The 1,112-nt window shown below is 70.6% G+C and carries 1 protein-coding gene; it reads right to left on the bottom strand.

Annotated elements, in window-relative coordinates:
* On the bottom strand, positions 1–1,112 hold a 1,112-nt coding region (locus ABD340_RS47785; protein ID WP_344598855.1), incomplete at both ends, for a heavy metal translocating P-type ATPase.

The raw sequence follows: 1,112 nt of genomic DNA, 5'->3' as shown, positions 1-1,112 counted from the left end.
GCGACCGCTGCGGTGAACGCCGCGGCCGTACCGGTCCCGGTACCCAGCCAGAACCCCAACGTCCCCGCCGCCAACGCGATCACGACCGGGACGAACACCCCCGAAATCCGATCCGCCAGCCGCTGCACCCGCGCCTTACCGCCCTGCGCCTCCTCCACCAGCCGCGCCATCTGCGCCAACTGCGTATCGGCCCCCACCCGGGACGCCCGGACCAGCAGCCGGCCGCCGGCGTTGACGGTCGCGCCGGTGACCCCATCACCAGGGGCGACCTCGACCGGGACCGACTCCCCGGTCAGCAGCGAGGCGTCCACCGCCGAGGACCCCTCCACCACCAGCCCGTCAGTGGCGATCTTCTCCCCCGGCCGGACCACGAACACATCCCCGACCACCAGCGCCTCGACCGCAATCCGCTCCTCCCGGCCCTCACGCAGAACCGAGACCTCCTTGGCGCCCAGCTCCAGCAGCGCCCGCAGCGCCGCACCCGCACGCCGCTTGGACCGCGCCTCGAAATACCGCCCGGCCAGAATGAAGGCGATCACCGCGGCGGCGGTCTCCAGATAGATGTTCATCGACCCGTCCGAGCGGGTCATCGAGAACTCGAACCCGTGCCGCATCCCCGGCTCACCCGCCGTCCCGAAGAACAACGCCCACAACGACCACCCGAACGCCGCCAGGGTGCCCAGCGACACCAGCGTGTCCATCGTCGCCGCACCATGCCGCAGATTCGTCCACGCCGCCCGATGGAAGGGCCACCCCGCATACACCACCACCGGCCCCGCCAACGCCAGCGACAACCACTGCCAATAAGTGAACTGCCACACCGGCACCATCGCCATCGCGACCACCGGCACCGACAACACGATCGAGGCCACCAACCGCTGCCGCAACGACCGCAACCCCGCATCCTCACCCTGATCGGCGGGCGCCTGCGCCGAACCGGCCTCAGCCCCGGTCCCGATGCCGGTCGTCGGCGGCGGGGGCGGCTCGGCGGTGTAACCGGCCTTCTCCACCTGCGCGACCAGATCCTCGACCTTCACCCCTTCGGGGAAGTCCACCCGCGCCTTCTCGGTGGCGTAATTCACCGACGCGGTCACACCCTCCAGCTTGTTCAA

Source organism: Actinomadura vinacea, assembly GCF_039532545.1.
Classification (GTDB): Bacteria; Actinomycetota; Actinomycetes; order Streptosporangiales; family Streptosporangiaceae; genus Spirillospora; species Spirillospora vinacea.
This window is presented reverse-complemented; position numbering and strand designations above follow the sequence as displayed.